The sequence below is a fragment of the Enterobacter roggenkampii genome, from assembly GCF_001729805.1.
GTDB classification, from domain to species: Bacteria; Pseudomonadota; Gammaproteobacteria; order Enterobacterales; family Enterobacteriaceae; genus Enterobacter; species Enterobacter roggenkampii.
Genome location: NZ_CP017184.1, coordinates 2150123 through 2172903 on the forward strand (window position 1 = coordinate 2150123; position 22781 = coordinate 2172903).

At 57.9% G+C, this 22781-nt stretch carries 14 protein-coding genes and 2 pseudogenes; 6 read left to right on the forward strand and 10 right to left on the reverse strand.

Annotated features, from left to right (window positions below; all coding sequences use genetic code 11):
- Nucleotides 1-4 precede the first annotated feature (4 nt).
- Nucleotides 5-691, reverse strand: coding sequence for an RluA family pseudouridine synthase (locus BFV67_RS10145; RefSeq protein WP_069598250.1), 687 nt, complete (start codon nucleotides 689-691; stop codon nucleotides 5-7).
- Between the two features lie 90 nt (nucleotides 692-781).
- Nucleotides 782-1387: an FMN-dependent NADH-azoreductase gene (gene azoR / locus BFV67_RS10150; protein ID WP_008502313.1), complete on the reverse strand. Its 606-nt coding sequence runs from the start codon at nucleotides 1385-1387 to the stop codon at nucleotides 782-784.
- 205 nt (nucleotides 1388-1592) lie between these two features.
- On the opposite strand from azoR, the gene hrpA reads away from it, so the two are divergent.
- Nucleotides 1593-5495, forward strand: a complete 3903-nt coding sequence (gene hrpA, locus BFV67_RS10155) for an ATP-dependent RNA helicase HrpA (RefSeq protein ID WP_069598251.1) — start codon at nucleotides 1593-1595, stop codon at nucleotides 5493-5495.
- Nucleotides 5496-5577: 82 nt separating this feature from the next.
- Here hrpA and BFV67_RS10160 read toward each other — a convergent pair whose 3' ends face one another.
- A complete protein-coding gene (locus BFV67_RS10160; protein ID WP_008502311.1) occupies nucleotides 5578-6237 on the reverse strand; it encodes an O-methyltransferase in 660 nt (219 codons plus the stop codon).
- 188 nt (nucleotides 6238-6425) lie between these two features.
- Between BFV67_RS10160 and BFV67_RS10165 the strand changes: the two genes are divergently transcribed.
- Nucleotides 6426-7559, forward strand: a complete 1134-nt coding sequence (locus BFV67_RS10165) for an integrase core domain-containing protein (RefSeq protein ID WP_235610607.1) — start codon at nucleotides 6426-6428, stop codon at nucleotides 7557-7559.
- Nucleotides 7560-7633: 74 nt separating this feature from the next.
- On the opposite strand, the gene BFV67_RS10170 is transcribed toward BFV67_RS10165, so the two are convergent.
- From BFV67_RS10170 to BFV67_RS10185, 4 genes are all read right to left on the reverse strand, one after another.
- Nucleotides 7634-9013 carry an efflux transporter outer membrane subunit gene (locus BFV67_RS10170; protein WP_069598252.1) on the reverse strand — a complete coding sequence of 460 codons (1380 nt, stop codon included), beginning with the start codon at nucleotides 9011-9013 and terminating at the stop codon, nucleotides 7634-7636.
- Entirely contained in the window at nucleotides 9010-10092 is a 1083-nt protein-coding gene (locus tag BFV67_RS10175) for an HlyD family secretion protein (RefSeq protein WP_021242565.1), read from the reverse strand. Before BFV67_RS10175 ends, BFV67_RS10170 begins: the two co-directional genes overlap by 4 nt.
- A 22-nt stretch (nucleotides 10093-10114) precedes the next feature.
- On the reverse strand, nucleotides 10115-11767 hold the full coding sequence (locus BFV67_RS10180; protein WP_008502308.1) for an MFS transporter: 1653 nt from the start codon (nucleotides 11765-11767) through the stop codon (nucleotides 10115-10117).
- Nucleotides 11768-11925: 158 nt separating this feature from the next.
- The gene (locus tag BFV67_RS10185) at nucleotides 11926-13245 is read right to left on the reverse strand and encodes an MFS transporter (protein WP_069598950.1); all 1320 of its coding nucleotides are present in this window, start codon (nucleotides 13243-13245) and stop codon (nucleotides 11926-11928) included.
- A gap of 327 nt (nucleotides 13246-13572) precedes the next feature.
- On the opposite strand from BFV67_RS10185, the gene BFV67_RS10190 reads away from it, so the two are divergent.
- Nucleotides 13573-14367: a YdcF family protein gene (locus tag BFV67_RS10190; protein ID WP_069598253.1), complete on the forward strand. Its 795-nt coding sequence runs from the start codon at nucleotides 13573-13575 to the stop codon at nucleotides 14365-14367.
- A gap of 49 nt (nucleotides 14368-14416) precedes the next feature.
- Here the strand turns inward: BFV67_RS10190 and gap are convergent, their stop codons facing one another.
- Entirely contained in the window at nucleotides 14417-15418 is a 1002-nt protein-coding gene (gap, locus tag BFV67_RS10195) for a type I glyceraldehyde-3-phosphate dehydrogenase (protein WP_025911237.1), read from the reverse strand.
- Nucleotides 15419-15607: 189 nt separating this feature from the next.
- Between gap and cybB the strand changes: the two genes are divergently transcribed.
- Nucleotides 15608-16138, forward strand: coding sequence for a cytochrome b561 (cybB, locus tag BFV67_RS10200; protein ID WP_021242559.1), 531 nt, complete (start codon nucleotides 15608-15610; stop codon nucleotides 16136-16138).
- A 98-nt stretch (nucleotides 16139-16236) separates the two neighbouring features.
- On the opposite strand, the gene BFV67_RS10205 is transcribed toward cybB, so the two are convergent.
- Nucleotides 16237-17304 (reverse strand): oxidoreductase, encoded by a 1068-nt coding sequence (locus BFV67_RS10205; protein WP_069598254.1) that lies wholly within the window; start codon nucleotides 17302-17304, stop codon nucleotides 16237-16239.
- A gap of 13 nt (nucleotides 17305-17317) precedes the next feature.
- Nucleotides 17318-18060 (reverse strand): annotated as a pseudogene (locus BFV67_RS10210) (DeoR/GlpR family DNA-binding transcription regulator).
- A 738-nt stretch (nucleotides 18061-18798) separates the two neighbouring features.
- Between BFV67_RS10210 and BFV67_RS10215 the strand changes: the two are divergent.
- Together BFV67_RS10215 and BFV67_RS24970 are read left to right on the forward strand one after the other, a co-directional pair.
- On the forward strand, nucleotides 18799-20136 hold the full coding sequence (locus BFV67_RS10215; RefSeq protein WP_008502300.1) for a TolC family outer membrane protein: 1338 nt from the start codon (nucleotides 18799-18801) through the stop codon (nucleotides 20134-20136).
- A 121-nt stretch (nucleotides 20137-20257) separates the two neighbouring features.
- A pseudogene (locus BFV67_RS24970) lies at nucleotides 20258-22768 on the forward strand (Ig-like domain-containing protein); the annotation flags it as partial.
- Between the last annotated feature and the right edge of the window lie 13 nt (nucleotides 22769-22781).

Consider the following 22781-nt stretch of genomic DNA (forward strand, 5'->3'; position numbering starts at 1 on the left):
ACATTCAGAACGGGGCGGCGTGGCGGGCACTAACCGGCTCGCCGCTCGCGGGATGAATAAAATTCAGCTCGCTGGCATGCAGCATCAGCCGGGGCGCGTCTTCAGCGCCCGGCACGTCAAGACCGCCATACAGATCGCAACCCAGAATCGGGTGCCCCAGCTGCTGGCAGTGAATGCGCAGCTGATGGGTTCGCCCGGTCTCCGGGATCAGTTTCACCCGCGTTAACGGTAATCCCGCCCCCTGATAAAACCGTTCCACGACCTGGTAGCGGGAGCGGGCGGGTTTACCGGTGGTGGCGCAGATCGACATCAGCGGAAACAGCGCCGGGTCTTTGGCAATCGGTGCATCAATAACCCCTTCATCATTTTCCACGTGGCCGCAAAGCAGGGCGCTGTAAACTTTCTCCACGCTGCGCTGGCTAAACTGCTGGCACAGTGCTGCGTTGATGGCCTTATTGCGCGCAACCACCATCAGCCCGGACGTGCCAAAATCCAGACGGTGCACCAGCGTGCAGCCCGGGAACGCCTGAACCAGACGATAGTGGACGGAATCAAAGTTTTGCGGATTTTTGCCCGAGAGGCTGAGCAGGCCGGAAGGCTTGTCGATCAGCAGCAGATGTTCATCCTGCCAGAGGATCTGAATGTCATCGTGACACGGTGGGGCAATAAAAGAATCAATGATCGCAGACATCAGGCCGCCCGGCTGGAGAGTGGGAGCGGATGATAGCGAAATGCGGGGGAAAAGAAAAACCCTCCCACCGGGCGGTGAGAGGGTGAAGTCTTACGCTGCAACCAGGCTGTCGATGGCGGCTTTCGCGTCGGTCTGCGCTTTGGTCGCCACTTCCGGACCGTAAGCGATACCTTCCGCGAACACGAAGTTCACGTCAGTGATGCCGATGAAGCCCAGGAACAGGCTCAGGTACGGCGCAACCAGGTCGGTTGGGGTATCTTTGTGGATACCGCCGCGGCTGGTCAGCACGATCGCACGCTTGCCTTTTACCAGACCTTCAGGGCCGTTCTCGGTGTAACGGAAGGTTACGCCAGCACGCGCCACCAGGTCGAAGTAGTTCTTCAGCTGGGTTGGGATGTTGAAGTTGTACATTGGGGCGTTGATGACGATGACGTCATGAGCCTGCAGCTCAGCAATCAGCTCGTCGGACAGGGCCAGCGCTTCCTGCTGACGCGGGCTCAGCGGTGCATCGCTTGGGCGCAGCGCGCCAACCAGCTCGCCATCAAGCACAGGAATGGGGTTTGCAGCCAGGTCACGCACGGTGATTTCGTCAGCAGAATGCTGTTCACGCCACTGTTCAACGAAGTAATCAGACAGCTGACCAGACTGAGAGTACCCTGCCAGAATGCTGGATTTCAAAACTAATACTTTGCTCATGGGTGATTCCTGTTGTTGCATTTGATTGAAGGGGGTTGCCCCGTTGCTTGTTGACACTCTATTCACAATCCTGCCACAGAGATAGCGCAATATATCGAAGCCTATGTTCGAATTTTTTGAATAAGGCACGAAAGGCGTCAGTGTGGTACTCTATAGCAATCATTAAAAAGAGAGTTTATCAGGGCGTGTACTGCCCTTTAACGCTATGACAGAACAACAAAAATTCACCTTCCCGATGCTCCTGCAACAGCTCGATTCTCTGACGCTGCGCGACAAACAGCGCTTCGCCCGCCGTCTGCACGGCGTTAAGAAGGTTAAAAATCCTGATGCACAACAGGCCATTTACCAGGAGATGGCGAAAGAGATTGAACAGGCGGCAGGGAAGGTTGTGCTGCGCGAAGCTGCGCGCCCGGCGATTACCTACCCGGAAAACCTGCCCGTCAGCCAGAAGAAACAGGACATTCTTGAGGCCGTACGCGACCACCAGGTGGTGATTGTCGCGGGTGAAACCGGTTCGGGGAAAACCACCCAGCTGCCGAAAATCTGTATGGAGCTGGGCCGCGGGATCAAAGGCCTGATTGGCCACACCCAGCCGCGTCGTCTGGCGGCGCGTACCGTCGCGAACCGTATTGCCGAAGAGCTGCAGACGGAGCCGGGCGGCTGCATCGGCTACAAGGTGCGCTTCAGCGACCACGTGAGCGATAACACCATGGTCAAGCTGATGACCGACGGTATTCTGCTGGCGGAAATTCAGCAGGATCGCCTGCTGATGCAGTACGACACCATCATCATTGACGAAGCGCACGAGCGCAGCCTGAACATCGACTTCCTGCTCGGCTACCTGAAAGAGCTGCTGCCGCGTCGCCCGGATCTGAAAGTGATCATCACCTCCGCGACCATCGACCCGGAACGCTTCTCGAAGCACTTCAACAATGCGCCGATTATTGAAGTGTCGGGACGCACGTATCCGGTTGAAGTGCGCTATCGCCCGATTGTGGAAGAGGCGGATGATACCGAGCGCGACCAGCTGCAGGCTATTTTTGATGCCGTTGACGAGCTGGGTAACGAAAGCGCGGGCGACATCCTGATCTTCATGAGCGGCGAACGCGAAATCCGCGATACCGCCGATGCGCTCAGCAAGCGCGACCTGCGCCACACCGAGATCCTGCCGCTGTATGCCCGCCTGTCCAACAGCGAACAGAACCGCGTCTTCCAGCCGCACAGCGGACGCCGCATCGTCCTGGCGACCAACGTGGCGGAAACCTCGCTGACCGTGCCGGGCATCAAATACGTGATCGACCCGGGTACGGCGCGCATCAGCCGCTACAGCTACCGCACCAAGGTCCAGCGGCTGCCGATTGAGCCCGTTTCGCAGGCGTCTGCTAACCAGCGTAAGGGCCGCTGCGGCCGCGTGTCGGAAGGGATCTGCATTCGTCTCTATTCTGAAGATGATTTCCTGTCGCGCCCGGAGTTCACCGACCCGGAAATTCTGCGCACCAACCTGGCGTCCGTTATCCTGCAGATGACCGCCCTGGGGCTGGGCGACATCGCGGCGTTCCCGTTCGTCGAAGCGCCGGATAAACGCAACATTCAGGACGGCGTGCGTCTGCTGGAAGAGCTCGGGGCGATTACCACCGACGAGCAGGCGACGGTTTATAAGCTGACGCCGCTGGGCCGCCAGCTCAGCCAGCTCCCGGTCGACCCGCGCCTGGCGCGTATGGTGCTGGAAGCGCAAAAGCACGGCTGCGTGCGCGAGGCGATGATCATTACCTCGGCGCTGTCCATTCAGGATCCGCGCGAGCGTCCGATGGACAAACAGCAGGCCTCGGACGAAAAGCACCGCCGCTTCCACGACAAAGAGTCCGATTTCCTTGCCTTCGTGAACCTGTGGAACTACCTCGGCGAGCAGCAGAAGGCGCTTTCCTCGAACCAGTTCCGCCGCCAGTGCCGGGTGGATTTCCTCAACTACCTGCGCGTGCGCGAGTGGCAGGATATCTATACTCAGCTTCGCCAGGTGGTGAAAGAGCTGGGCATTCCGGTGAACAGCGAACCGGCGGAGTACCGCGAAATCCATATCGCGCTGCTGACCGGCCTGCTGTCCCACATTGGGATGAAGGACGCCGAGAAGCAGGAGTATACCGGCGCGCGCAATGCCCGTTTCGCCATCTTCCCGGGTTCTGGCCTGTTCAAGAAGCCGCCGAAATGGACCATGGTTGCCGAGCTGGTGGAAACCAGCCGCCTGTGGGGACGCATTGCCGCGCGTATCGATCCGGAATGGGTGGAGCCGGTGGCGCAGCATCTGCTTAAGCGCTCGTACAGTGAACCGCACTGGGAGCGCGCGCAGGGCGCGGTGATGGCGACCGAAAAAGTGACCGTTTACGGCCTGCCGGTCGTCGCCGCGCGTAAGGTCAACTACAGTCAGATCGATCCGGCTCTGTGCCGCGAGCTGTTTATCCGCCACGCGCTGGTGGAGGGCGACTGGCAGACGCGCCACGCCTTCTTCCGTGAAAACCTGAAGCTGCGTGCTGAAGTGGAAGAGCTGGAGCATAAATCGCGCCGCCGCGACATTCTGGTGGATGATGAAGCGCTGTTCGAGTTTTATGACCAGCGCATCAGCCACGACGTCATCTCCGCTCGCCATTTCGACAGCTGGTGGAAGAAGGCCAGCAAAGAGACGCCGGACCTGCTCAACTTTGAAAAGAGCATGCTGATTAAAGAGGGCGCGGAGTCGGTCAGCAAACTCGACTACCCGAACTTCTGGCATCAGGGCAACCTCAAGCTGCGTCTGACCTATCAGTTTGAGCCGGGGGCAGACGCGGACGGCGTGACCGTCCACATTCCGCTGCCGCTGTTAAACCAGGTGGATGAGAGCGGGTTCGAGTGGCAAATCCCCGGCCTGCGTCGCGAGCTGGTGATTGCGCTGATCAAATCTCTGCCGAAACCGGTTCGCCGCAACTTTGTGCCTGCGCCAAACTACGCGGAAGCGTTTTTGGGCCGCGTCACACCGCTGGAGCTGCCGCTGCTGGACGCGCTGGAGCGCGAGTTCCGCCGCATGACCGGCACCACCATCGACCGCGACGACTGGAACTGGGATCAGGTGCCCGATCACCTGAAAATCACCTTCCGCGTGGTGAACGATAAAAACAAAAAGCTGCTGGAAGGGCGTTCCCTGAGCGAGCTGAAAGAGGCGCTGAAAGGCAAAGTCCAGGAGACGCTCTCTGCGGTGGCCGACGACGGCATCGAGCAGAGCGGGCTGCACATCTGGAGCTTTGGTCAGCTTCCGGAGAGCTACGAGCAGAAGCGCGGCAACTATAAGGTGAAAGCCTGGCCTGCGCTGGTGGACGAGCGCGACAGCGTGGCGATCAAGCTGTTTGATAACCCGCAGGAACAGCAGCAGATGATGTGGCGCGGGCTGCGTCGCCTGCTGCTGCTCAACATCCCGTCGCCGATCAAGTATCTGCACGAGAAGCTGCCGAACAAGGCCAAGCTGGGGCTCTACTTTAACCCGTACGGCAAGGTGCTGGATCTGATTGACGACTGCATCTCCTGCGGCGTGGACAAACTGATCCACGAGGCGGGCGGCCCGGTCTGGACGGAAGAGGGCTTTGCTCAGCTGCATGAAAAGGTGCGCGCGGAGCTGAACGACACCGTGGTGGAGATTGCCAAACAGGTCGAGCAGATCCTCACCACCGTGTTCAACATCAACAAGCGTCTGAAAGGGCGCGTGGATATGACCATGGCGCTGGGTCTGTCGGACGTGAAGGCGCAGATGGCGGGGTTGGTTTACCGCGGCTTTGTCACCGGCAACGGCTTCAACCGTCTCGGCGATACGCTGCGCTATCTCCAGGCCATTGAAAAACGGCTGGAGAAAATGGCTATCGACCCGCACCGCGATCGCGCGCAGATGCTGAAAGTGGAGAGCGTGCAGCAGGCGTGGCAGCAGTGGCTGAACAAGCTGCCGCCAGCGCGCCGCGACGATGAAGACGTGCAGGCGATCCGCTGGATGATCGAGGAGCTGCGCGTCAGCTTCTTTGCCCAGCAGCTCGGTACGCCGTATCCGATTTCGGATAAGCGTATTCTGCAGGCGATGGAGCAGATTTCCGGTTAAACCCTTGCCCGGTGGCGCTGCGCTTACCGGGCCTACGAGTGCGAAATGTAGGCCGGGTAAGGCAAAGCCGCCACCCGGCTGGTTATCGTTCTACAATCGCCAGCGTAAACCCATCCCATCCCTTAATCCCCACCGTTTGCAGCGCGGTGGCGGTTAAGCGCGGGTTATCGCCCATCATCTCAATAAAACGCCGCACGCCCAGCACGCGCGCGTCGTCGCTTTGGCCGTTAATGACTTCGCCATCACGGACCACGTTATCGCCGATAATTACCGTACCGGGGCGGGAGTAGTGCAGCGCCCATTCCAGATAGCCGGGATTGTTCGGCTTATCGGCATCAATAAAGATCAGGTCGAACGGCGGAACCTCGCCGAAATTCTCCAGTGAGCTCAGCGCCGGGCCTTCAATTAATTCAATGCGTTCGTTTAACCCCGCAAGCTGAATATTCTCGCGCGCAACGCGGGCATGCGTGGGATCGGCCTCAAGCGTAATCAGCTTACCGTCCGGGGGCAGCGCGCGCGCCATCCAGATTGAGCTGTAGGCGCCCAGCGTCCCGATCTCAAGAATGCGTCTTGCCTGCGTCATGCGCACGAACAGCGCCAGCAGCTGCCCCTGATTGGCCGCGACATCATGTTCAGGCAGCCCGGCGCGTTTGTTGTTTTCCAGCACCTGATTCAGTACGTCATCGTCAGGAATAAGTGACGAAATCATGAAATTATCAACTGCAGACCACTGTTGTTGCATAGATTGTCTCCTGAGGGGGAATCGCCGGGTGGCGCTTCGCTTACCCGGCCTACGGGGCGAAATGTAGGCCCGGTAAGCGAAGGGTATGAACCGGAAACATGGGTAACACTTTAGACCGGATACATGGGTAACAGTTATAACTGGCATAGAAGAGGAGACTCGCTATGCCCTGGACTGAGACCCGACCTATGCAACGCCTTGATTTTATCCGTGCCTGCCATGCAGGTACGGACTCCTTCTCCGCTCTTTGCCGTCTTTTTGGTATCAGCCGCAAAACCGGCTACAAATGGCTTCAGCGTTTTGACCCTTCTGACCTGTCCTCTCTCTCTGACCGGTCGCGCGCACCATGCTCTCACTCCCGGACGGTTCCTGATGAGGTCGTCGGACACCTGACTGCCCTGCGTCAGAAACACCCTGACTGGGGCCCGAAAAAACTGCGGATGTGGCTCCTCAATCATCACGTCGATTTTACCGTTCCTGCTGCCAGCACTGTCGGCGATATCCTCAAGCGTGAAGGCCTGGTACCTGACAGAAAGAGAAAGCGCAGAACGCCGGGGAATCGCCGGCCTCTGACCAGCATCAGTGAAAACAATCAGGTCTGGAGCGCTGATTTTAAAGGCAAGTTCAGGCTGCTGAGCAGAGAGTACTGTCATCCCTTCACCCTGACCGACAACCACAGCCGGTATCTGCTGAGCTGCCGTGGAACGGACCGTGAGAGCGAGCCCTTCGTCAGGCACTGTCTGACGGAGGCGTTCCTGGAGTACGGTCTGCCGGACGTTCTGAGAACCGATAATGGTCAGCCCTTCGCAGGGACGGGTATCGCCGGGTTAAGTCGCCTTGCCGTCTGGCTGATAAAGCTGGGCGTCAGACCGGAGCGTATCCGGCGGGGCCATCCCGAAGAGAACGGGCGGCACGAACGCATGCACCGTTCCCTGAAAAGTGCGCTGGCGCAGGGGAACACCTTCATGACGATGGAAGAACAACAGCGGTGGTTCAGTGACTACCGGGAAGAATTTAACTACGAAAGACCGCATGAAGCCCTGGCGGGTGCAACGCCCGGAACGGTGTGGCACCCCTCGAAGCGACAGTGGGATGGCCGTGTTCCTGACTATGCCTATCCGTCAGGAGGAACGGTCTACAGGGTGAAATCGAGGGGGACACTCTATATGGGGAAAAAGGGGACGGTGTTCCTGAGTGAAGCGCTGACTGATGAGTACATCATGCTGGAAGAACAGGATGATGGCCTGGAGGCCATCATCTTCAACGGAATAACGCTTGCGTACTACGACCGAAAAACCCAGAGTGTGGTGCGGATAGACTAAAAGTGTTACCTATGTTCCCGGTCTGATCTGTCACCTATGTATCCGGTCATACAGAAGCGCCACCGGGCAGGTTTTCAGGCACTGACCCAGCCGCCGCCCAGCGCTCTGTACAAATCAATCTGCGCCAGCAGCAGGTTATTTTTCACCTGCACGACGCTGGTCTGGACCGAGAACAGCGTGCGCTGCGCGTCCAGCACGTCCAGATAGGAGGAATAACCGTTGCGATAGCGATTCTGCGCAATGCGCAGCGTCTCCTGGGCCACATCCTGCTGGGCAAGCAGCTCCGTCAGCTGTTCCTGATAGCGCGTAATCGCATCAAGGCTGTTGTTCACTTCGGCAAACGCGTTACGCACGGTCTTTTCATAGGCGTACAGCGCCTGGTTACGCTGGGACTGAGAAATATCCACCTGCGCATTCAGCGCCTGGCGGTTCAGCAGCGGGGCAAGGATACTGCCTCCGACGCTCCAGAGCTGGAGCGGGTTGTCCAGCAGGCCGGATAGGGTGCGATCCTGAACCGATCCTGTCGCGGTCAGGTTGATCAACGGCAGCAGGCTGGCGCGCGACGCCGCGAGCGAGGCATCCGCCGCCACCAGCTGGCGTTCGGCCTGAACGATATCCGGGCGGCGGTTCAGCAGCGTAGAAGGCAGCTGCGACGGCAGCGTCAGCGGCGTCAGTGCTGCAAAGCTTTCACTGCGCGCCACGTCGCCCGGGTTGCTTCCCAGCAGCAGGCTGAGGGCATTCTCCTGCTGTGCAATCTGGTGCTGCAGCACGGGCACCTGCGCCCGCGTTGAGCGAAGTTCGGAATCCGACTGCATCAGCTCCAGGCGCGAGCTGTAGCCCGTCTCAAACTGACGCTTCGCAAGGTTAAACGCCTCTTCGCGCGATTTCAGCGTGGACTCGGTCACACGCAGCTGCTCGTCAAGCGAGAGCAGGGTGACATACCCGGATGCCACAGACGAGGCGACGGTCAAATCCGCGGCCGCGGCGGCGGCTTTTTGCGCCGCCAGCGAGGCTTCGGCAGCGCGCGAGGTGCTGCGGTTGACGCCCCAGATATCCACGTCATAGCTTGCCGTCAGGCTCCCTTTGTACAATGTGCCGTAAACCGGCAGCCCGGTCGCCGCGGATTGTGAACGGGCGCGCGTCCCGGTTAAGCCCGCGTCGAGGGAAGGAAACAGGCTGCCGTCGGCCGCATAGACCCGCGCCTGATACTCGTTTATCCGTTCGCGGGCGATCAGCACGTCGCTGTTATGCTGTAGCGCCTGATCCACATAGCGGTTCAGGTGGTTGTCATGGAAATTACGCCACCAGAGCTGCTCCGCCGGGCTGGCAGGGCCGGAGACGGTGCGCCACTGGGTGGGGATGTGCAGCGTCGGCTGCGCCGGTTTGACGTCAACGGACTGGCATCCGGCCAGCATGACCGCCGCCACCAGCGCGGCTATCGGGCGAAGGATCATTGCTTCGCCTCCCGCGTATCAATGGTCACCTGTACCGACATACCCGGACGCAGCAGCGCGGCCTCCTCTGGCTTACCGAGCACCTCAATGCGCACCGGAATACGCTGGGCTATTTTGACAAAGTTGCCGGTGGCGTTATCCGGCGTGATGGCGCTGAACTCCACGCCGGTCGCCGGGGAGATGCTCTCCACGCGGCCCTGATACGCTTTGTTGTTCAGGGCATCAACGGTGAACTTCACCGGCTGGCCGACGCGCAGCTCCGCGAGCTGGGTCTCTTTAATGTTGGCGATGACCCAGTGCTGCGGCGGCACCAGGGTGGTGAGGTGCGTCCCGGCGGTCACGTAGGCCCCGAGACGCACGGCGATCTGGCCGAGCTGGCCGTCACGCGGCGCCACGATGCGGGTGTTTTGTAGGTCAATCTGCGCCAGTTCCAGCGCCGCTTTGGCGTTTTCAACATCCGCTTCCAGCGCACCGCGATTGACAATCACCGTCTGCAGATCCTGACGCGACATCTCAAGGGCGGCTTTCGCCTGGTCGATGTCGGCGCTACCCTGAGCGGCACTGGCCAGCGCGGCGTCGCGCTCGCGAATGGAAAGCGAGCCGTCCGCCGTCAGCTCTTTCACCCGTTTTAAATCCGCCTGGCTTTTCAGGCTCTGGGCGCGGGCATTTTTCAGCGCGGCGTCATTTTTGGCGATCGTTGCTTCGGCGCTTTTACGCTGCTGCAGGTTGTTATTCAGGGCGGCAATTTTCATCGCCAGCTGCGCCTCTGCCTGATGCACCCGCTGACGATAGATACGGTCATCAATCTGCAGCAGCAGATCGCCTTTTTTGACCTGCACAAAGTCCTGAACCTTCACCTCGGTGATATAGCCGTTCACCTGCGGGCTGATAAACGTCGTCTGGCCGCGCACGTAGGCGTTATCGGTAAACTGCGCGTGACGGGTGAACGGCGGCAGTTGCCACGCATAAAGGATCACCAGCACGCCGACAATACCGATGGCGGCGGCGGTGAAAACGGAAACAATGCGCACATTTTTGCGGGTGTTGGCCTGCTCTTTGGCGGCATCCTGCTGACTCATAAACTCTCCAGAACTCTTTCAATTATTTGTTGCCGGTGGCGTTCTTCAGCGCCAGACGGGCAGTGATGCGCAGGCGCAGCAAGCGCCATAAAATCCAGACCAGCGTGGCGGCAGCGATGCTCGCCGTCAGCAGATAAGTATCGTTATAAGCCAGAATATTCGCCTCCAGCGCGGTGACCGTTTGCAGCTGCGTTATCGCCTGGGTGCCCAGCAGCGCGCTGTCGCCAATCAGGCTTTTGTACATTTGGGTATAAAGCTGAATTCGCTCGTTGACCAGCGGGTTGAGCGTGGTGAGCTGGTCCGCCAGCAGGCTGGAGTGGTATTTCTCGCGCCAGGTCTGGAAGGTGCCGAGGATCGCGGAGCCCAGCAGGCCGCCGAGGTTCTGGCTCATGCCAAACATCACCGAGAAGCTGACCAGGTTACGCGGGTCGGCGATCACCCCGCCAATGGCGGCCAGCATAGCGGGCGCCAGGAAGAAGGCGCTGCCGAAGCCCAGCAGGAACTGACTTACCATCAGCTGATCCGGACGGGTCAGGTTGTTGGACTGGCTGTCCAGCAGCGAGGCAACAATCATCAGCGCCAGAGACGTGATGATTGGCCACGCCAGTTTCGTCGGCTTGATGGTGAGACAGCTGGTGACAATCCCGCAGACGATCCCGGCGAAAATGGACCACGCAAGGTGCGTCATCTGCTCGTTCTGTAAGCCCACGTACTGCAGCCAGCCGATGACGCCGGTGTTCTGCTCGGCCAGCACGATACGGATCAGCAGCATAATCAGCCCCAGGCGGACGATGCTGCCGCTCGACAGCCAGCGGGTGTTCAGCAGCGGGTTGCTGCGGTTATGTTCAAAGACGATGGCTGCGACAATCAGCACCAGCGATAGCGCCAGCGACCAGCCGATCCACGGCGCTTCGAACCACCAGTCAAGGCGGCCCAGAGAGAGGACGGCACAGAGCAGGGCCATTCCGGGAGCCAGTAAAAAGAAGGTGATAAAGTCTTTTTTCTCAAAGACCTTGCGCCGGTCGCCCGGCGGTAATTTTAAGGCGATGACGCAGGCCAGGGAGATCAGCGCCAGTCCCAGCTCGAAGAAATAAAGCCCGCGCCACTCGTCCAGCTGCAGCAGCTCGGTTGAAAACAGGCGCGCCAGCGGGATGGCGAGTGATGAACCGGTGATGCCGATGGTCAGCGCCTTCAGCCGGTGCTTCGCAGGCCAGGCCTGGATCTGATAGTAAATCCCCAGCGAGCTGAGCGCGGCGGCCACCATGCCGTGCGCGGCGCGCACCATCAGCGCCGAGCTGAGATCGTTAACGAACAGGTGGAAAAAGGTGACCAGCACGTACAGCACCAGAAAACCTTCCGTAAAGGCGCGCAGGCCATACTGCTGGCGGAATTTAACCAGCAGCAGGTTGATGGAGATGTTGGTCATCACATAAACCGCGGGCAGCCAGGCGATTTCGGTTGACCAGGCGCCGAAGGTCCCCTGCAAATTTTGCAGGTTGGCGGTTACCACCGCATTCCCCAGCGCGCCCGTCAGGCAGACCAGCAGGCCCACGACGCCATAGGCAATGCGTTTTGGCGTACTGTGTTCGGGCGTGGAGGGCGAACCCAGCAGGGCGGGTTTCTCATGTGGCTGCCACTCGCGAGGAGCATAAGGGTCGCGTTCGGGCAGGCGCATAACGTCGTTTACCTTAGAAATGATTGAATAATTAGCGGGCTAGCGATTCTACGACTCCCGCAAATGATAATTCAAGTGAATATGATTTACGCATGTTAATCAAATGGTGAAGGGAAATTTAAGGAAAAAGAGCGGCCCGCAGGACGGGCCGGGAAGGGTCAGAGACGTTCGGGCTGCGCCTGGATGAGAGTGGCGCGCTTAACGCGGCTGGCGCAGAAAATCGCGATTAAAGAAATGGTCACCGTGACGGCAAGATACCAGGCCACCGGCACCCAGTCGCCGTCGTATTTTGCCAGCAGGCCGGTGGCAATCAGCGGCGCGGTACCGCCAGCCAGCGCGGCACCCAGCTGATAGCCGAGCGTAATGCCGGTGTAGCGCACGTTTGCGCTAAAGATTTCAGAGCACAGCGTGCCGAGTACCGCCGTGACAGGGGCCCACAACACGCCAAAGGCGATGACCGTCGCGAGCACGATACCCCACGTGGTGCCGGTATTGAGCAGCATAAACCACGGTACGATAAACAGGCCCAGCACGAAGACGCTGATTGCGTACATGCGCTGACGGCCTACCTTATCGGAGAGCAGCCCCATTAGCGGGATCATAAGGGTCGCCACCAGGGCTCCCAGCGTCACGGCTTCCAGCGCCTGCGATTTCTGATACGTCAGCGTGCTGGTGGCATAGCTCACCACGAAGGTCGAGAAAATATAGAACGGCGCGGTTTCAACCACCTTCAAACCGGCGGCAATCAACACTTCACGCCAGTGATGTTTCAGCGTATCGCGCAGGGGAGCCTTCGCTACCTGGCCGGACGCTTTGACTCGCTGAAAATCGGGCGTTTCATCAATATCTTTGCGGATCCACAGGCCGAGCAACACCAGCACCGAGCTCAGCAGGAACGGGATGCGCCAGCCCCAGGAGAGAAAATCCGCCTCGCTGAACAGGGTCATCAGCGACACGATAAAGGTTGCCATCAGCATGCCGATGGTGACGCCCGCCTGCGGAATACTGCCGAAGAAGCCTTTACGTTTTTCTGGCGCGTATTCATAGGCCAGCAACAGCGCGCCGCCCCATTCACCGCCGATGCCCATCCCCTGAATGATGCGCATCAGGATCAGCAGCGCAGGCGCCCAGAGGCCAATCATCTCATACGTGGGCAGCAGGCCAATCATAACGGTTGCACCTCCCATCAAAGAGAGGGTCAGCACGAGGGTTTTTTTACGTCCGATGCGGTCGCCGATGTGGGCGAAAAGTACCCCACCAATGGGGCGAATAAAGAAGGTTAATGAGAAAGAGAGATAAGAGAGGATGAGTCCGATCACCGGATCGACCATCGGGAAAAAGATCTTATTGAAGACCAGCGCGGCCGCCGTACCGTAGAGAAAATAGTCAAACCATTCAATGGCGCTCCCGGTAAGGCTGGCGATTAACACCTTTTTATTTTTACGTAACACCGTCGTCTTACTTTCATGTTCTGTCATGACCTGAAACCCCGCCACGTTGATGATGAGAGAGGTGTCACCTGGCGCGCTTCAGGTGCAACCTGTGATGATAAAAAAGGTTGTGAAATTGTTAAGCAACTTAGGGTTGGATGTTGTCTTTGGCAAGCGCAGGGGGGATAAAACTGGTCAGATCACGGCGAAATAAGCAGCGTTGGGTGCTTTTTCATGACGCCTGCACAATACAATGTTTTGTAGAGCTGGAAATCAAAAGCATAATAGGCAGGTGCAACCCGATGATTTTTGGATGTTTCTGGTTATTTCAGAAAAATGATAAATTCGGCGCTTCAACAACGTGAGGAGTTCACCATGGTTCAGCCCCATTTTCCCGTTCTGGCGGATGCCACGCTGGCGGCCTTCAATACTGTCGGTGAATGGCTGGCGCAGGACGACCTGAGCGCGACGAGTCCGCTCCCGGAAGTCGATGCGGTGATTCTGGCCGGAAACGCGGTGATCCCCACCATTGACGCGGCCTGCCGTATTGCCGCCCAGAGAGATGTACCGCTTCTGATCAGCGGCGGCATCGGCCATTCGACCCCCTTTTTATATACCGCCATCGGCAATCATCCGCGTTACCACACCGTACCGGTCACGGGGCGGGCCGAAGCGAGCATTCTTGCCGACATTGCGCGGGCGTTCTGGCAGATCCCCGAGGCGCGTCTGTGGGTTGAGGATCGCTCCACCAACTGCGGTGAAAACGCGCGCTTTAGCTGGAACATGCTGAAACAGCGTCATCGAACGACCGGGCGGGTGCTGGTGGTGCAGGATCCGACGATGCAGCGCCGCACGATGGCGACGTTTGCCCGCGTGTGTCGTGATGAGCCCGTTTCACCGCAGTGGATAAGCCATCCCGGGTTTACGCCGACGCTGCAAAACGGTAACGAGGGCGTGGAATTCAGCGAGGGCCGCACCGGGCTGTGGCCCGTTGACCGTTACCTTTCACTGGTTATGGGGGAGCTGCCGCGCCTGTATGATGACGCCAACGGCTATGGCCCGGCCGGGCGGGATTATATTGCTCACGTTGAATTCCCCGAGGCCGTCACCGCCGCGTGGAAACAGCTACAGCAGGATCCTGTTCTGAAGGGCGCACGTAAAATAATTTAGACACGGAACAATCCCCTCGCCCCATTGGGGAGAGGGTGAGGGGGAAAAATCACAGCGCCGCAAACTTATCCAGCGTCCGCACCAGCTGCGTCACAAACCCATACTCGTTGTCATACCAGGCAACGGCTTTCACCAGCTGAAGGTCTCCCGCTTCTGACACCTCCGTCTGCGTGGCGTCAAACACCGAACCATAATGCGAGCCAATCACATCTGACGACACGATCTCTTCATCGGTATACCCGAAGGATTTATTGCCCTGAGTGGCCTTTTTCAGCGCGGCGTTAATCTCCTCAACGGTCACTTTCTTGCCCAGAATGGCCACCAGTTCGGTCACGGAGCCCGTTTTAACCGGCACGCGCTGGGCGTGGCCTTTCAGTTTGCCGCTGAGCGCAGGGATCACCAGACCGATGGCTTTGGCGGCGCCGGTGGTGTGCGGAATGATATTCTCTGCCGCCGCCCGGGAGGCGCGAAGATCTTTCCCGCGCGGGCCATCCACCAGCGCCTGGGTACCGGTATAGGCATGAATGGTGGTCATGGTGCCCACCTTAATTTCAAACGCGTCGTTCAGGGCTTTTGCCAGCGGGGCGAGGCAGTTGGTGGTGCAGGAGGCGACGGAAATAATGGTATCACTGGCGTCAATGGTCTCGTCGTTCACGCTGTAGACGATGGTTTTCATGTCTCCCGCGGGCGCAGAGATCAGCACCTTCTTCGCGCCCGCGTCCAGGTGCGCCCGTGATTTCTCTTCAGACGTATAAAAGCCGGTGCACTCCACAACGATATCCACACCTGCGGTTTTCCACGGAATGTGCTTTGCCTCTTTTTCGGCATAGACCGCGATGGTTTTACCGTCAACGATCAGCGCATCCTCGGTGAAATCCACGCTCCACGGGAAGCCACCGTAGTTGGAATCGTGCCTGAGCAGGTAGGCCAGCACTTTGGGAGAGGTGAGGTCGTTGATGGCGACGACGGTATTACTGTCCTGGGTTTCAAGAAGGCGGCGCAGAACAAGACGTCCGATGCGTCCAAATCCGTTAATGCCAATTTTACTCATGGTGTTCTCCTGTAAACGTGTCGATGTGACAGTTTGAACTCATCCAGGCTTAGACCATCACGGGCAGGGCGGCAATTGAAGATGCTTCATGCGGGAGGATGTATTTGAAAAACCATACAGAAAAGTTAATGAATTTTTAAGGAAAGGAGATTATGTTGGCGCGGTAACTGTTTTTAATCGAGAAATCACATGCGCACTAAATATACAAGCCTGCAAATCGGCATCCACTGGCTGGTGTTTCTGTTAATCATCGTCGCCTACTGCGCCATGGAGTTCAGAGGTTTCTTCCCGCGCACCGCGCGCCCGACGATCAACATGATCCACGTCTCATGCGGGATCAGTATCCTGGTGCTGATGGTGACGCGTCTGCTGGTTCGCCTGAAATTCCGTGCACCACCGATTCAACCGAAGCCAAAAGCGATGGTGACGGGGATGTCTCATCTGGGGCATCTGGTGGTGTATCTGCTGTTTATTGCGCTGCCGCTGATTGGCATTGTGATGATGTATAACCGGGGTAGCGACTGGTTTGCTTTTGGCCTGGCGATGCCGCATGCGGCGGAGTCCAATTTTGACCTGGTAGATATGCTGAAAGAGTGGCACGAGACGCTGGCAAATCTGGGCTATTTTGTGATTGGCCTGCACGCCGCGGCGGCGCTGATGCACCACTATTTCTGGAAAGATAATACCCTGCTGCGCATGATGCCGAAAAAGCGTTCGTAGTCTTTAACGCTTGCCGGGTGGCGGCTATGCCTTACCCGGCCTACGATGCAATTCCAGAATCGTAGGCCGGGAGCGCTACGCGTCACCCGGCTTGTTTTTTAACCCAACAGAGCACGCTCTTCAGCCGTTAACGCCAGCGTCTGCGTTGACCCCGTTTCCGACGACGTCACCGCCGCTTCCAGCACGGCCATCACCGCCAATGCCTCAACAGGGTGGACAGGATTGGCGATTTCCCCGCGTAGCGCATTACGCACGTTGATGTAGTACTGACGCTGATCGCCTTTCGGGGTTGGGATCGTCTGCGATGCGCCGTCAGCGCCAAAGAACACCATGCTGTCGCTGTCTTCGCCCCAGGCCTCACTGCCGGGGATCACCCCGGAGAGCAGCTGCGCTTCCTGCTGATCGATTCTGGCCTTCACCACGCTGCCCTTGTCCCCGTGGACGGCAAAGCGCGCCGTACCGCCCGCCACCAGCATGCTGGCGTGCAGAATCACCTTATGCTCCGGGTAGTTTAAGACCACGTGCGCCCAGTCGTTAATTTCTGCACCGTCGCGCAGCGTCGCGATATTCCCCTGAACCGACTGCGGCAGGCCAAAGAGCTGCAGCGTCTGGTCGATAAGATGAGGACCCAGGTCAAACCATAAGCCACTTCCGGGGACGTTCTGCTCGCGCCAGCGCACGCGCACTTCCGGGCGGAAGCGGTCGATATGCGACTCCAGGTGTTTGACCTTGCCAAGCGTGCCCTGCTCAATAATCTGCTTAATGCCGAGGAAATCGCTGTCCCAGCGGCGGTTGTGGAAGACGGAGAGCAGACGCTGCTTTTCCTCCGCCAGCGCAATCAGGTCGCGGGCTTCCTGCATGTCGAGGGTGAAAGGCTTATCCACCACGACATGCTTGCCGGCGTTCAGAGCCAGCGTCGCCAGCGCGGCGTGCGTGGCGTTGGGGGAGGCAATCACCACCAGGTCAACATCAGGATGCTGAATAGCCTCTTCAGGGGTGGCGACCACCTCTACGTCCGGCAGATCGCGTTTAACCTTCTCTTCATCACGAGAAGAGACCACGGCCAGCTTAAGCCCGTCCACAGACTGGATTAACGGGGCATGGAAGGTTTTGCCCACAAATCCATACCCGATCAGCGCAATGTTAATTGTTCGAACTGTACTCATGAACTTCTCCACGTTAATTCGCGCACACCGTGACCTGCAATGCGCCAGGGTCCCCAAGCTCAGGCCAGGGACGATCTAAAAAGAGTTGTTGAATGTTGGATAACCCGGAAACCAGATACGGCTCGCAGCGGTTGACCTTCAGGTGGTCGGCAACAATCCAGTGCGCATGGCTCGCGTCAAGCATCGCGCGCTTAACCTCGGCATCCGCTTCTTTACCGGCGCTCAAACCGAGTTCGGCATGAATGGCGCACGCCCCGAGGATGGCGATATCTGCCCGATAACGGGACAGCAACGACAACGTGGCGCTTCCGGCAAACAGGCGCTGCTGGTGGTCCCATTTCCCCCGAGCAGGATCAGTTCAACGTCTTCCCGGTCGCTAAAATGCTGGGTGATATCCAGCGACGTGGTTATGACGGTGAGCGGCCCGCGAAGAAAGGAGGCGACAGCCATTACCGTGCTGCCCGCATCCAGAAACAGGGTAGAACCCGCAGGGACCTGCTGGGCGACCTGTTTTCCGAGGCGCTGTTTGGTTTCCGGCAGCAGCGTATTGCGGCCCTGACGGTTCATGGCGGAAAGATTCAGCGCGATGGCTCCGCCGTGGTTCTTCTGCGCCAGGCCCTGGTTCTCCAGGTCGGTCAGATCCCGACGGATGGTATCGGCTGAAACCTGCAGCTTTTCTGCCAGTTCGGTGATGCTGGCCTGGCCTTGCTCGCTCAGGATATCCAGAACGTGGCGCTGTCGTGCAGTTTTGTGCATCGGTTACATTCCTGCAAAATATCGCAATAGTTTGCATAATACAGCATTTTAACGCAGAGAGAAGGGCAACGTGGTTTTGATGTCGCGGAGTGAGGTGATGATTCAGATGCGTGATTATTAAAATTTTATTAAACAGGTATAAGCAAGCCGTTTTGAATGTTAATCATAATGTTATTGTTATGTTTTATTTAACGGTTTGGATTATGTAACCAGTACAACACCATTGTCTGGAGTTAAGTTTCGACAAAATAGATATTCATAGCTATTAATTTCTTTAATTAGTTTTTTAATAGCGATAAATCCCAATTCATCCTGTTTGGCTACTTAAATTGACACTTCTTTGAAAATCTTTGTGTCTGACCCGCGCGGAAATTAACGCAAAAATGTGCAGGGAGCAAATTAAGAATTTTCCTTAAATAACAGACGGTTTATATGTTTCATCTGAAAGGTCATTTTAAGAGTTTTGTCCAGAAACCCCATCTTTTTTCTTAATTGTAACACCACATTAACATTGTGGGTGTAGTGGCCTATAACACATTTTGTTATGCTGCTAACCACTTTAGGAAATAAGTAAATTCTTAATTAAATAAGACGCAGGCAGATCTCATCTCCAGGGGGAAATGGGTATGGGGAGTTTTACCTAAAATTCGGCAAGGATGCTAAAAAAGATATTTGTCTAATTATCTATACCTCTTTTTGGGTAATTGCTTCAGTGTCACTCAGAGTCAGGGAGATAAAATGACGATATTACGAAAGCCAATGTTACGCCGATTTACAGCAGCGCTGGCATTCATTTCATTAGCCATAAATACGGCGTACGCCAATAGTAATCAGGTGGGTATTGCCCCGGTTGCCAGGACCACCTTAAAAGAAAGTATTCTTTTTGCTATCGATCGCGATCCGTCTATTAGTCAGCAGGCCGCGCAGCTCGGTATTGGTCAGGCACAAATAGATGAAGCGCGCAGCGGCTGGATGCCGCAAATATCGCTGAACGGGAGCACGGGCCATAGCCAGACCACCGATTCCAGCGGGTCGCTGAAGAATTCAGCCGCCTGGGGACTGAGCCTGACGCAGCTGATCTATGATTTTGGCAAGACCAATAACAGCATCAGCCAGTCTTCCGCCCAGCGCGATAGCTATCGCTACCAGCTGATGAGCACGCTCTCTGACGTAGCGGAAAAAACGGCGCTGAGCTATGTCGAGGTCAAACGCTATGCCGATCTGCTGCAGGCAGCAAAGGAGAACGTTCAGGCGCTGAAAAATGTTGAGCAGCTGGCAAAGCTGCGCGCCGACGCGGGCGTGAGTTCGACCTCCGATGAGCTCCAGACCCGCACGCGTATTGCCGGTATGCAGGCAACGGTCGCGCAGTATCAGGCCGCCTTAAACAGCGCCCGCGCAAGGCTTGCGGTATTAACCGGCATGCAGGCAGAAAACTATTCGCCTGTACCCGCAAACCTCGCGGTTGAACCTGATTCGCTCAACCGCATTGATTATTCGCTGATACCGGCGGTCATGGCCGCGCAAAACATGGAGCGCTCTGCCCAGTATGGCGTGGAGACGGCGAAGTCCCAGCACTGGCCGACCCTCAGCCTGAAGGGCGGACGTACCCGTTACGAGTCGGACAACCGTTCGTACTGGGACGACCAGATCCAACTCAACATTGACGCACCGCTTTATCAGGGCGGCGCGGTCTCTGCACGCGTGCGGCAGGCTGAAGGCGCGCGGGCGATGGCCTCCTCTCAGGTCGATCAGGCGCGTTTCGACGTCCTGCAAAAAGCCTCCGTCGCGCAGGCGGACTGGACCGGCGCGCGGGGAAGAATGGAGGCCGGGAAACAGCAGCTGGAAAATGCGCTGCGCGCCCGTGATGTTTATAAAAATGAGTACACCCTGAGCAAGCGGAGCATTAACGATCTGCTCAGCGTTGAGCAGGATGTCTGGCAGGCCACCTCGGCGAAAATAATCGCTGAGTATGATGGCTGGAGTTCAGCAATTAATTATGCTTCCGCGGTTGATAATTTAATGCCGCTTATTGGAATAGAGAAAAACGCTGCCGCAAAACTACCCGATTTGAGTTAAAAAAAGACGCGCATTGTCGCGCAAAATAAGTCTGAAAATAATGGGTGTTTTTTCCCAGGGATAGCTACATCCGTCTGGTGGACATATCCACAGGAATCCGCACACCTGCAAGGAGAGAAATATGAGTAACATAAAGGTTGTTGATGTCATCATTCGCAAAACGGCGGAGAAAACGAAATTAACCGGCGAAGGAAATTTGTCGGTCTCTATTTCCTCCCCGAGCGTGATTGAAATCCAGGGTTCTGCTCAGGATGTGGTGCGATATGTCCGCCAGGGTAAAGATCTCCTCATTTATATGAAAGATGGCAGCGTGATTCGCTGCAATAACTATTTTGTTGAAGATCCTGAGACGCACAACCAGTCAGAGCTGGTGTTCAACGATCGTCAGGAACTGACGCATATTTCTTTTGCCGATACCGGGGAAGCGTCAGGCGTTGCGGTGACCGAGCTAACCGCGCAGGCCACACCGATTAGCAGCATTCAACCTTTCCTCGAGCAGGGAAGCGTCTTAAGCGACGCCCCGTGGGGCTGGATTGCGGGAGCTGCATTAGGCGGCGGTGCCATCGGGGCGCTGCTGGCAAACGGCGGCGACGGCGAGACTAAAACAAAAGTTATTGATAATACGAAAGAGGTGGAAAGCGCCACGCCAACCTTCCTGCTGTCGGATAAAGCGGGCGACAAGCAGGGCGTGCTGACAGCAAACGCGATCACGGACGACAACACGCCAACCTTTAGCGGTACCGGTCAGCCGGGCGCGACCATCCAGATTAAAGACAGCAGCGGCAGCACCATCGCCAGCGCCATGGTCGGTAAAGAGGGCACCTGGACGGTAAAATTACCGACCCAGACGGACGGGGAACACACCTGGTCGGTGGTGCAGATCGACGGCAGTAAAACCACCGATGCGGGCAACATTACCGTAACGGTCTCGACCGCCGAGGCTGCCATTACGCTGGCTACCACGGCGGGCGACAACGTGCTTAACGCCAGCGAGCAATCCGCGGGCTTTACGCTCTCCGGTGCCAGCAAGAATCTGGCGCAGGGTACCGCACTCATCGTGACGCTGAACGGTAAAACCTATACGACGGAAGTGGGGGCTGACGGGACGTGGAGTGTTAACGTGCCCGCGGCCGACGCGCAGGCGTTGGGCGATGGCACCTGGACGGTCAACGTCAGCGGCAAAGACGCGGCGGGTAACACCGTGAGCGGCAGCCAGACAATCGGCGTGGATAGCGTCGCGCCAACCCTCTCTGTCGATACCCTCGCGCAGGACAACATCATTAATGCCGCCGAGCACAGCCAGCCGCTGACGCTGACCGGCAAAACGACTGCGGAAGCCGGTCAGATCGTCACGGTCACGCTGAACGGTAAAAACTACAACGCCACGGTGGGCAGCGACGGTACCTGGTCCGTCACGCTTGCTGCGGACGACGTGCAGGCGCTCAACGAGGGTAATCACCCCCTGACGGTGAACGTCAGCGACAAAGCGGGCAACGGTTCGTCTGTCACCGCAGATTTCACGGTGGATACCAGCGCGCCGGTGGTCACCATCAATACCGTGGCGGGCGACGACATACTGAACACCAGCGAACAGGGCCAGGCGCAGATTATTTCCGGGCAGACGAGCGGCGCGTCGGCAGGCGATGTGGTCACCGTGACCGTTGGCGGCCAGTCCTTCACCGGCGTGGTGCTGGCGGACGGCAGCTGGAGCGTCGGCGTTCCGGCATCCGTGCTGGGCGCGCTGGGTGAAGGCAACCACACGATTTCAGTATCCGTGACCGACGCGGCAGGCAACACCGGCAGCGCCACGCACGGCATTACGCTGAGCGGCAATCCGCCAGAATTTACGATTGACGCCATTAGCCAGGACAACGTGCTGAATGCCCAGGAGGCGATGCAGCCGCTGAGCCTGACCGGTACCAGCAACCTGCCTGACGGCAGCGCTATTACCGTGACGCTGAACAACGTCAGCTATCAGGCCACCGTTGAAAACGGCATCTGGGCGGTCCAGGTGCCGGTTTCCGACGTGCTGAATCTGGCGAACACCCTCTACACCGTCAGCGTCAGCGGCACTGACAGCGTGGGTAACAGCGGCTCTGCCGGGGCGACGCTGCTGGTGGATACCGTGCTGCCGCAGGTGATCATCAACACCTTTGCGGGCGACAACCTGGTCAATAACGCCGAAGCGGGTGTCGATCAAACCCTCAGCGGTCGCGTTACCGGCGCGGCGGCGGGCGATACCGTTTCTGTCACCGTGGGCGGCAAGAGCTACACCGCCACGGTGGGCAGCGATCTGACCTGGAGCGTGAAAATCCCGTCAGCGGATCTTAAGGCGTTCGGCGACGGCGATTTAACCTTCACCGCGTCGGTGACCAATTCGCACGGCAATACCGGCACCGGCGAGCGCGATATCAACATCAACGCACAGCTGCCGGGCCTGCGCGTGAACACCATTTCCGGCGATGACGTGATCAACGCCATCGAACAGCAGCAGGATCTGACCGTCACCGGCGCCAGCACCCACCTGGCCGCGGGCACGCCGATCGTCGTCACCATTAACAACGTCGAATATAACGCCGTGGTTACCGCCAGCGGCGGCTGGAGCATTGGCGTTCCTGCTGCGGACCTGCAGGCCTGGACCGCGG

Bases quoted from the DNA above. Each gene is read 5' to 3' on its own strand.
- azoR (WP_008502313.1), bottom strand. From the start codon at position 1,387: ATGAGCAAAGTATTAGTTTTGAAATCCAGCATTCTGGCAGGGTACTCT.
- BFV67_RS10170 (WP_069598252.1), bottom strand. From the start codon at position 9,013: ATGATCCTTCGCCCGATAGCCGCGCTGGTGGCGGCGGTCATGCTGGCC.
- gap (WP_025911237.1), bottom strand. From the start codon at position 15,418: ATGAGTAAAATTGGCATTAACGGATTTGGACGCATCGGACGTCTTGTT.
- BFV67_RS10180 (WP_008502308.1), bottom strand. From the start codon at position 11,767: ATGCGCCTGCCCGAACGCGACCCTTATGCTCCTCGCGAGTGGCAGCCA.
- BFV67_RS10185 (WP_069598950.1), bottom strand. From the start codon at position 13,245: ATGACAGAACATGAAAGTAAGACGACGGTGTTACGTAAAAATAAAAAG.
- BFV67_RS10160 (WP_008502311.1), bottom strand. From the start codon at position 6,237: ATGCAACAACAGTGGTCTGCAGTTGATAATTTCATGATTTCGTCACTT.
- BFV67_RS10205 (WP_069598254.1), bottom strand. From the start codon at position 17,304: ATGAGTACAGTTCGAACAATTAACATTGCGCTGATCGGGTATGGATTT.
- BFV67_RS10215 (WP_008502300.1), top strand. From the start codon at position 18,799: ATGACGATATTACGAAAGCCAATGTTACGCCGATTTACAGCAGCGCTG.
- BFV67_RS10175 (WP_021242565.1), bottom strand. From the start codon at position 10,092: ATGAGTCAGCAGGATGCCGCCAAAGAGCAGGCCAACACCCGCAAAAAT.
- hrpA (WP_069598251.1), top strand. From the start codon at position 1,593: ATGACAGAACAACAAAAATTCACCTTCCCGATGCTCCTGCAACAGCTC.
- cybB (WP_021242559.1), top strand. From the start codon at position 15,608: ATGCGCACTAAATATACAAGCCTGCAAATCGGCATCCACTGGCTGGTG.
- BFV67_RS10190 (WP_069598253.1), top strand. From the start codon at position 13,573: ATGGTTCAGCCCCATTTTCCCGTTCTGGCGGATGCCACGCTGGCGGCC.
- BFV67_RS10165 (WP_235610607.1), top strand. From the start codon at position 6,426: ATGCAACGCCTTGATTTTATCCGTGCCTGCCATGCAGGTACGGACTCC.
- BFV67_RS10145 (WP_069598250.1), bottom strand. From the start codon at position 691: ATGTCTGCGATCATTGATTCTTTTATTGCCCCACCGTGTCACGATGAC.